At 38.5% G+C, this 9,915-nt stretch carries 10 protein-coding genes; 1 reads left to right on the forward strand and 9 read right to left on the reverse strand.

Translation table 11 applies throughout. The features are described from left to right. Position 1: 1 nt before the first annotated feature. Genes N7Z68_RS23460 through N7Z68_RS23490 form a run of 7 tightly spaced genes read right to left on the reverse strand, consistent with a single transcriptional unit; the run spans position 2 to position 6,755 of the window. The gene (locus N7Z68_RS23460) at positions 2-823 is read right to left on the reverse strand and encodes an ABC transporter ATP-binding protein (RefSeq protein ID WP_275120858.1); all 822 of its coding nucleotides are present in this window, start codon (positions 821-823) and stop codon (positions 2-4) included. Then, the gene (locus N7Z68_RS23465) at positions 820-1,815 is read right to left on the reverse strand and encodes an ABC transporter ATP-binding protein (RefSeq protein WP_275120859.1); all 996 of its coding nucleotides are present in this window, start codon (positions 1,813-1,815) and stop codon (positions 820-822) included. The genes N7Z68_RS23460 and N7Z68_RS23465 overlap by 4 nt, the downstream gene beginning before the upstream one ends. Next, positions 1,815-2,609, reverse strand: a complete 795-nt coding sequence (locus N7Z68_RS23470; RefSeq protein WP_275120860.1) for an ABC transporter permease — start codon at positions 2,607-2,609, stop codon at positions 1,815-1,817. The genes N7Z68_RS23465 and N7Z68_RS23470 overlap by 1 nt, the downstream gene beginning before the upstream one ends. 1 nt (position 2,610) lies before the next feature. Then, the gene (locus tag N7Z68_RS23475; RefSeq protein ID WP_275120861.1) at positions 2,611-3,573 is read right to left on the reverse strand and encodes an ABC transporter permease; all 963 of its coding nucleotides are present in this window, start codon (positions 3,571-3,573) and stop codon (positions 2,611-2,613) included. A gap of 20 nt (positions 3,574-3,593) precedes the next feature. Then, positions 3,594-5,165: an ABC transporter substrate-binding protein gene (locus N7Z68_RS23480; protein WP_275120862.1), complete on the reverse strand. Its 1,572-nt coding sequence runs from the start codon at positions 5,163-5,165 to the stop codon at positions 3,594-3,596. A 26-nt stretch (positions 5,166-5,191) separates the two neighbouring features. Further along, entirely contained in the window at positions 5,192-6,058 is an 867-nt protein-coding gene (locus N7Z68_RS23485) for a MurR/RpiR family transcriptional regulator (RefSeq protein WP_275120863.1), read from the reverse strand. Continuing rightward, on the reverse strand, positions 6,036-6,755 hold the full coding sequence (locus N7Z68_RS23490; protein ID WP_275120864.1) for an HAD family hydrolase: 720 nt from the start codon (positions 6,753-6,755) through the stop codon (positions 6,036-6,038). The genes N7Z68_RS23485 and N7Z68_RS23490 overlap by 23 nt, the downstream gene beginning before the upstream one ends. A 518-nt stretch (positions 6,756-7,273) precedes the next feature. Between N7Z68_RS23490 and N7Z68_RS23495 the strand changes: the two genes are divergently transcribed. Next, the gene (locus N7Z68_RS23495) at positions 7,274-8,233 is read left to right on the forward strand and encodes a CE1 family esterase (protein WP_275120865.1); all 960 of its coding nucleotides are present in this window, start codon (positions 7,274-7,276) and stop codon (positions 8,231-8,233) included. 324 nt (positions 8,234-8,557) lie between these two features. On the opposite strand, the gene N7Z68_RS23500 is transcribed toward N7Z68_RS23495, so the two are convergent. Together N7Z68_RS23500 and N7Z68_RS23505 are read right to left on the reverse strand one after the other, a co-directional pair. Further along, entirely contained in the window at positions 8,558-8,935 is a 378-nt protein-coding gene (locus tag N7Z68_RS23500; RefSeq protein ID WP_275120866.1) for a hypothetical protein, read from the reverse strand. 74 nt (positions 8,936-9,009) lie between these two features. Then, on the reverse strand, positions 9,010-9,456 hold the full coding sequence (locus N7Z68_RS23505; RefSeq protein ID WP_308447248.1) for a DUF1643 domain-containing protein: 447 nt from the start codon (positions 9,454-9,456) through the stop codon (positions 9,010-9,012). Between the last annotated feature and the right edge of the window lie 459 nt (positions 9,457-9,915).

Here is a 9,915-nt window from a genome sequence, read left to right on the forward strand (position 1 = left end):
GTTATAGCACGGAAGATAATAACTCTTTCGTATAGCTATGTTTCGGTTGATTAAATAACTCCTCACTTCGTTGCTCTTCCACGATCTCACCGTTTTTTAAAACAACCACACGATCGGCTATCGAACGAACAACTCCTAAGTCATGTGAAATAAATAAGTAGGATAATCCATACTTTTTCTGAAGCGATTGAAGTAACTGAATAATGGTGGCTTGTACGGAAACATCTAGAGCTGATACGGCCTCATCACAAATAATTAAAGGTGGTTTCAACGAAATGGCTCTTGCAATAGCAAGACGTTGACACTGCCCTCCACTTAAATTTTTGGCTTTTGAGTGTGAGAGTGAAGACGGTAAACCGACATCTTCTAGCAGCTGTATGATCATTTCTTGTTCTTCTTTTTTTGTCTTCGTTAGCTTGTGGATCTTGATCGGTTCTCTTAATATGTCATATACGGTCATCCTCGGATTTACTGAACTATGAGGGTTTTGAAAAACAAACTGGACCGATTTTCGGAAATACGTTCTTTCCTCGTTCTTCAAATCGTTTATACATTTCCCGTTGAAATAAACGGTTGAATCAGGAATGGAACGCAAACCTCCAATACATTCACCTAACGTGGTTTTGCCGCTTCCACTCTCTCCCACTAAAGCCACTGTTTCATTTGTATTAATTTCTAAATTTATATTGTTTAATATCGTTGCATGGGACTTTTTTTGAAATAAACTTTTTCTAGGCAGCGGGTAACTCTTTTCTAATCCATTAATTCGAATAAGAGGCTTCCGTTCGTATTCGCGGTCTTCGTTTGAGACTGTGTAAATCATGCAAATCTCTCCGTTTCTTTTTGCATTTCACGGTGAATTAAAGGAGCATGACAAGCACACCTTCTCTTTTCTAACTCCTCATGGATGTACATAGAGGGTTGTAATAAGTGACATGCTTCAACTGCATAATGACACCTTTCCCTATAAATACACCCCGTTCCTCTTTCTTCAAACGTCGGGACCTTTCCTGGAATGCCTTGAACCGATTTCTTTTCCTTCACACTTGGTACAGCATGTAATAAAGCTTCAGTATAAGGATGCAATGGTGATGATAAAACAGCTTGACTTGGTCCTTTTTCCAGCGGGAGGCCACCATATAAAACAAAAAGAGAATCGGATATGTATTCTATGACATGGATATCATGACTGATAAACAAGATGGCAATTCCTAACTCATCTCTTAGCTTCAACAATAGATCTAAAATCTGTTTACAAATCGTAGCATCCAGAGCCGTCGTTGGCTCATCTGCAATAATCACTTTTGGATGATTAATAATCGCAATTCCTATCATTACTCGTTGTTTCATCCCACCACTTAACTCATGAGGGTAACTATCAAATACTTTCGCTGCGTCCCTAATGCCGACTTGATCTAAGACTTCGACTACCCGTTCTTTCCCTTTTTTCTTTGAAACCTTGTGATGAACCAAGTACGTATCGAGCATTTGAGGGCCTATTTTCATGACAGGGTTTAAATTCTCGGTCGTATTTTGCATGATCACTGATATTTCTTTTCCGTACCAACGTCGCCATTCATTTTTAGTCAGATTTAATAAGGATTTTCCTTCAAATAAAATGTCCCCTTGTGAGACAAATGCTTGGGATGGTAGGATATCTAGTATTGCTTTAGCCGTCATTGATTTTCCAGAACCTGACTCACCGATCATTCCTAAGATTTCGCCACGTTGCAATTCAAAGTTTACGGATTCAACAATTGTAACGGACTGGTTATTACGTTTAAGATCAACGGATACATCTTTAAGCTCCAACATTAACTGGCATCCCCTTCCATTTCTCGTAATCCATCTCCCATTAAGTTAAAGCCCATAACAGCAATTAATATCGCCACGCCTGAAATCACAGGATACCACGGTGCCATGGAGAGGAAACTTTGAGACTCACTCAACATATTCCCCCAACTCGGGTGAGGTGGTTGTACGCCTAAACCTAAAAATGACAAAGCCGCTTCAGCTAAAATAGCTCCACCCATACTCGTCGTCACTTGGATGACGATCCTCGGCAGCGCTGATGGGATCATATGAATGAATAAAATCCGCTTTCTACTCGCACCATAAGTTCTCGCTGCTTTTACATGACCATATTCATTCGCTTCTAGAATAAATCCATACATCAGTCTGGCAAAGAGCGGAATATTAAACAAAGCTATGGCGATTAGGGCATTGATGGCTCCTACACCTAAGGCCACGACTATTGTTAAAGCCAGTAATAAATTAGGAAAAGAGAACATGCCATCCATCGTTCTCATGATGAGTGTACTGACGATACCTTTTGTACTTCCGGCAATAGCCCCTAACAAACACCCGATGATCATGCCGATCGATACAGCCCCAACACTTACAGCTAACGCAATACCTGAAGCATGAAGGATTCTACTAAAAATATCTCGTCCAAATTGGTCTGTACCGAGCCAATGTGTCATGGATGGACTATCAAAACGATTAGAGATATTCATTGCATTAGGATCAGGTACAAACGGTAACTGTGATAGAACCGCCATACATACGAGTACAAGAAATAAACTTAAACCGAATACAAATGACCGCACCTTATTGTCCCTCCTTTACAGCGTGTAACTTAATTCGAGGGTCCATATACGAATAAAGTAAGTCGACCACTAAATTTACGATAATGACAATCATAGACATCACCACAACCAGCCCTTGAATAAGCATTAAATCCCGCTGTTGAACAGCAATTAATAAAAGTCTTCCCAGCCCTGGGATCGCAAAGATATTTTCAATGATGATGACTCCAGACACTAGGCTCATCACTTGCATCCCCATTAAGGTCAGTGGTCCGATCATTCCTTTTTTCAACGCATATTTAAAATAGATCTGGAAAGGAGATAAACCTTTTGTTCTAGCAAACGTAATATAATCTTCTTTTAAGACCGATAGTAGTGACCCGCGGATCATACGGATTAAAACAGCTGCTTCCACGATAGCCAGCGATATAGAGGGTAAGAGGACTGATTTCAAGTGTGGTCCAATACCTTCTGAAATAGGTACATATCCACTTGGCGGAAAAATAGGAAAGTAGACTGCAAACACTAATACAAGCAGGATCGCAAACCAAAAGGCTGGTACCGCCAAACCTACTTGAACACTTCCTTGTATCAGGCGATCGACAATACTATTCTTTTTTACTGCTGCTAACACACCTAAAGGAAACGCAAAAATGAGTGTTAGAATAAAAGCATAGAAAGCAAGCGATAGACTAATCCAAAGTCTTTCAAGAATTAACTCTTGAACGGGCTGACCATATAACATCGAGTTACCAAAGTCACCTTGGAACATGTTGATTAACCATTCACCATACTGTAAATACCAAGGGCGATCAAGACCTAAGTGGGCCCGGAGCTTCTCAGCTGTATCGTGAGAAGCCTCCGTTCCTAACATGACATGCACAGCATCCCCAGGTAACCACATAAGAACCATAAACGTAATGAGTGAAACAATAAAGATTAATATGAAGGAAGAGCTTAATCGTCTTAGAATGTAAAAAACCATGGAAAACCTTCCTTTTTCATCTATTTTTCAAAGTAGATATTTTTCAATTCAATAATGTCAATTGGAAATACTTCTAGTCCTTTGACTTCAGACTTAACTGCCATTAACGTGTATGGAGCTTGAATATAAACAGCGGGCACTTCTGTTGCTAGTGTTTGTTGAACGAAGTCATAATGACTCTTTCTTTCTTGCTCATCTTGAACGGTCTTTGCTGTTTTGATTGCTGAATCTACTTCTTCATTCACATAGTTAAAGTAGTTTTCTCCTGACTCGATTTGGTATCTAGCTAACATCGCATCTGGGTCTAGTCTTCCAGTATGAGCGATAATCGTCATATCGTATTCTCTGTTCGTATACACGTTTTCTAACCAACTTCCCCACTCTACCATTTCAATTTTTGCATCAATTCCAATTTGTTTTAATTGATCCGCAATGATTTGACCAGCATCGACATGAATTCGAAACGTTTCAGGAAGAGCTAATGATACAGTGAACCCGTCAGAATATCCTGCTTCTTCTAGTAACTGTTTCGCTTCTTCTACATTGTTAGATAAAACATTCTTTAAGTCGATGAAATAAGGGCTCGTTGGTGCCATATGGCTTCCAATCTCTTCACCAAATCCCCAGTTTGCACAAGTAATGACTTCTTCTTTATTAATCGCTAAAGAGATGGCTTGTCTGACACGAATATCATTTAACGGTTCACGTTCATTGTTCATGGCTAAAACTTGAACATTATTTTGTGGAGACATAAATACCTCCAGGTTTGCATTTCTCTCAATCTGGTCTACATTTTCTCCACCAATTCCACCGATATCAATTTGTCCTGCTTCTAGATTTGCTAATAGAGTTGAAGTTTCAGGAATGATTTCCATTGTTACCTTTTGAATTTGCGGCTTTTTCTCACCATGGTAACCATCAAATCTCGTTAACACTACAGCTTGCTGAGGATTCCACTTCTCAAGTTGATAGGGTCCAGATCCGATTGGTGTGCTTTTTAATTCTTCACCAGCCCCCTCTGGTACAACTGCCGTCCAAGGCATAGCTAATGAGGAAACGAATGTAGCATCTTGATTCGTCAGCGTAAATTTAACCGTTTGCTCATCTTCTTTGCTCACTTCTTCAATATTGGCATAATCATTTGCCCTTGGGCTTTCTTCACTTAAAAGTCGCTCAAACGAGTAAACGACATCGCTAGCCGAAAGGGACTCTCCATTATGAAACGTAACCCCTTCTTTGATGGTAAAAGTCCACTCTAATCCATCTTCGCTAAAGTTCCAGCTCGTTGATAATCTTGGAATAAGTTCCCCATCAGGAGTTACTCCGATTAACGTATCAAAAATATTGTTGGACACTTGGAAAGTAGAGGCTGATACGGTCCGGTGCGGATCCAGTCCGTCTACATCATTAGCAATGGCATAAACTAAATGATGGTCCTCTTCGTTGTTTGCTTCTTCTGTTGAAAGTTCCGTGTCTTTATTTTCACTTGACTGTTCTGTTTCAGTCGATGACTCACTCGCATTACAAGCAAATAAAACCAAACTTAGTAAAGTAACCAGACATGCTAGAAAAAAAGAATTTTTACGTTTCATATATAAAGCCTCCTCAATATTTTTGATTAAATGACACACCATTTTCTAAAGAGCTCTTCTTGCTTTTTCAAATTACTTTTTACTTGTTCTGGAGCTTGACGGCCGATTTCTTGAATTAATAATTGGCTTACTAATAATGGCGTAACATAAGAGTCGAAGAAACCAATCGATTGAGTATTCGCTAATAGGGCAACATCTGCTATTGGATAGAACGGTGAAATTGGAGTATCGGTAAAAACAATACTTGTTGCACCATTTTCCTTTGCTTGCTCAACAGCTTGCCACGTTACCTTACAATAACGTGGAAACCCGACGGCAATAATAAGATCCTCTTCAGTTATGTAGGCTAACTTTTCACTAAGTTCCCCACCAGCAGGAAGAAGTTGCGTATCACCTAATATGAGGTTGAGTAAATAGCTTAAGGATGTGGAGACGGATAAACCAGCACGCCAACCTACAACATAACGTTTTTTAGAATTTATGATACATGTTGCTGCTTGCTGGATCGCTTCTTCTAACTCACTAGTAAAAGATCCTCTTAAGTTGACACATTCCAATTGAACAGCCTGTTGAATCCACGATAGGTCATTCGTGGTCTCATTGGCATATTCAAAACGTAAAACGGTTCGATCTGTAATAAAGCTTTCTTGCAGGTGACTTTTCATATCTTGAAACCCTTTATAGCCCAAAACATGGACCAAACGGTGGACGGTCGCTTCACTGACCAATGCCTCCTCGCCCACTTTTTTTGCTGTTGATAATGCCGTTTGTTGAAGATTTCTCCTCATCCATTCAGCTGCCTTTTTTTGCGATGGACTTAGCTTTTTATACTGTCGATCAATTCGTTCTTCTAGTGTCTTATCCGTTTGTTCACCTTGAATAACTAATGTCATGAAGTATTTCACCTTCTTGCAGTAAGCTAACGAGCGAGTCTGTCTTTTCAATTACGGGTATAGAACCTAATTCCTCAATACCCAGACGACCGAAGCGATTAATTAAGATAGATTGAGCACCAATCTTTTTTGAACCGACTACATCATCGTAGTAATTATCACCAACATAAAGCAGCTCCTCCGGTTTGCAATTCATCTTCTCTATTAAACTTGTAAAGATGCGAGGGTCCGGTTTTTCAATTCCTTGTTCTGAAGAAACGATGATTTCTTCAAAATAACGATCTAAGCTTAATTGACTAAGAACATCCCTACAGCTTTCATCCCAATTGGACAGCAAGGCGAGTCGGTATCCTTTGTTTTGTAATTCTTCTAGTACAGTTTGGCTCCACGGAAAAGGTGACCAACCTTTGCGCTGGCTCTTGAAAAACTCATACTGTCTCTCAATATCAAATCTGCATTGAAGGTGATAATTAACCACACCTAAATACCATGGAAAGTACGTTTCAGCCCGTTTCCCTAGCGCTCCTGGATACTGACGCATAAATGTTTTATCAGCTAAATGAAAAGCTATTTCTACTTCTCTTCGTCTTAACTCGGTTTTGTTTTCTTTTGCAAATGCTAAGTACGTATCTTCACGATGGTTAAAAGCTAGAGTATAGCCAAGATCAAAACCAATCACTTTTACTTCACCTAACATTTAATCCCTCCCTTTTGTGTGATTGACTTCTTTCAAAATCAATCAATTTGTAGTCTTAACTACAACACCTAGTGTATAAATGAATTGTAAAACTAGTATTAAGCTAGTTTTGAAAAATGCTAATTATTAGTAAAGGATAAATTAATAAAAGGACTCCATCGTTGGTAAATCAACAGATGTGAAAGTTGACCTAACAGGTAAGATGATCGGAATAATTAAAAAAAGGAACGAAAAGATGACATTGGAGTGAAACTAGGGGGTACTTACGATGGTTTATTGCATGATCATATATACAGGCTTAAAGAAAACTATTTTCTTTAAGCCTTTTTGATTATTATTAAATTTTTTAACTACCTATAGCTTTTAATATCGAGGTATTAAAAGAATAATAAATTCTGTCGTAATTTTACGAACGATTATTATAGTATAATCACTCTAGCAATGTTAATATTTTGAATATTAAGAAATTTAATACAAGGAGTGATGAAATGACTAGTTTTAAAAGATTACCTTTAGTAATGCTACTGTTCATTCTGATGGTTATGTCATTAGCTACTAGCGTTACTGCACAGCAACAGCAAATAGGCCCTCCTGATCATAGTGGGTCTTTTGATTTCGATGGTTACACCAGAACCTTCGATTATTATATACCAAGTTCTTATAATGAAAAGAAATCCGTTCCTCTAATGATCTCTTTCCACGGAAGAGGTAGTAATGCTGAGGGACAAAGATTTTTATCCGGATTTGAAGCAGTTGCAGAAAAAGAAGGATTTATCGTGGCTTTTCCAAATAGCACAGCATTAGGTCACGAAACACTTCTAGGTCATCGTTTTCAGTGGAACGATGGAAGAATTGATACGCCTCAATTCAATGCTGGCGTAGATGATGTTGCCTTTACTGATGCGCTTATAGACTATTTCGAAGGAAAATATAACATCGATCCGAGTCGTATCTATGCAAGCGGTATGTCTAACGGATCTATATTTGCCAATCGCTTAGCTGTAGAATTATCCGATCGTATTGCAGGTATTGGTGCAGTAACAGGTCCTCTAGCATTTCCGATAGCCCAACAAACTCCAAAAGGGCCTGTTACCGTAGTACTTTTCATGGGTGTTGAAGACCCTATCGTTCCTTATGACGGTGTTCAAAATTACCTTCTAAGTACAGATGCTACTATCGATTATTGGGTCAAAGCAAACAACACGGTTAAGAAACCTAGGGTTACCTACTTACCTCAAACCGAACCAGGAGACCCAACCAAAATCCGTAGAGAAGTTTATAGTGGCGGCAAACACGGCACTCAAGTAATCCTCTACAAAATGGAAGGCACGGGTCACACTTGGCCAAGTGGACCACAATACGCTGAAATTAAAGATATCGGTCTAGTATCTCACCACATTAACGGCTCTCAAGTTATCTGGGATGAACTGAAAACACATCGACTTCCGGGCGCCAAGGCTCAAGGAAAACAAAAGTAATTATTTTTAGCTAAAAAAAGAACTGAGCATGTATCTTATAGTAAAGATACATGCTCTTTTTACTGACAATGTAAAAACTATTCTAGTATTTATTTTTTTACACTTCTAATCATCCATATCCATATTAAGTATAGCAACTGCCTTCTCGCAATGATCTAATGCATTGATATTCAACATACTATCTAGGGCATCTACTAACTTCTTCCGTTTTTTATAATATCTAAGCTGCGTTTCATCAAAGTAATATTGAATGATCGGATCCCAGGATCGAGTGGCTTGGCCGACCTCAACTAATACTTCGTCTGGTAAACCAAAAAGAACTTTTTATAGTGGACTACTTAGTTCTTTCTCTCTTACAAAATATCCAATTTGTCTTTTTAGACGATACTCAGCATCTAGGCGTATTTTCCCAACACCTGAGCTAGTAATGCCTAGTGGTTTTGCAATTTGACTATATGTAAGAACTTCTCCTGTAACTCCGTATACTAAGTCTAAAACTCCTATTTGTCTTTCAGTTAAAATTTCTTTGAAATGGTGATATACATTTATAAATCTCTTATATTCTTCCGTTTCTCTTCTTTTAAACAATTGATAGCAAGGTCGTCTGCGTCTAGTTATTCGCTGATAAGAATGGCTATTTCTCATTCCAATCATTTCTAAATAAAATAGAGCATCTTCTTTTGTGATTTGTTGTTCTTCCACTACTTCTCACCTCATGAGAGTCATATGATTAAATTTTACCACCGTTTCACGACTGCAAATCAAATCTTCTTCAATTAAATAATACTCTTAAGCTCTTCATCGTAACTTATATATAACGGGTGGCGTGGGAAACCTTGTTTCGTTTGTCCTAAACAATACAAATCGTAACCCGCAAAAAGGTTTGGAATGTCCTTGTGTCGTTGATGAATGGTGCAATTTTCACCCCACGCAATGACAATCAATGATGCCGAATCAAGTGCACGAGTAAGGTATTTTTCATTTTCCGGCCCGATCGCATCTGCTTTGGGTAAGTATTTTAATTCCTCGTATTTGGTTGCTCGGTAAGCAAATAAGTTAACGATTTCAAGGGAGCCACATCCCCACTTTTGCGCGAATTTAATACATCTTTTAGTTGTAGTATCGTCTTCTTCAGCATTTGCTGTACTCGGATTGAGCATTACAAAAACAACCAGTTGAGAAATTAAGCCAAAACTTAGTTGATAGCCTAGGTACTTATACAGAGGAAATTGCTCACCATGTCGATGATAAGACGGCCGCTTTGAATAAACGAGTGTTTGACATTGAGACGGTGGTACAGCGGATTAGTAGGCAGTGATTGTGTTTCATTTCCTTTAAAACGTTATTTATATTTCTAGGTAATGCGCTGGATGAGTAGTAATTACAAGCTAGTTAACATTGTATTTTGTATTCATATCCTCTACAAGTCAAAATTATAATTAGCATAGAAGAACGGACAGGTTAGTACCTGTCCGTTCTAGCTTTATTGTCCACTAAAGGCCACATAAGTATCGCAAAGTTACTACAAATAGATTTTGTGTTAATGCGCAGTATCGTTGTACTCCCTCTGTTAGATTAATATATCTCTTAAATACTCGCTTATTCGCAGGATTTCAAACCACTAGTAAGAACTATGACGGATAAATGGAATGAGTTTTGAGAATAAAGGCTACATGAAGGCA

Source organism: Alkalihalobacterium chitinilyticum (assembly GCF_029028005.1).
In the GTDB taxonomy this organism is placed as follows: domain Bacteria; phylum Bacillota; class Bacilli; order Bacillales; family Bacillaceae_F; genus Alkalihalobacterium; species Alkalihalobacterium chitinilyticum.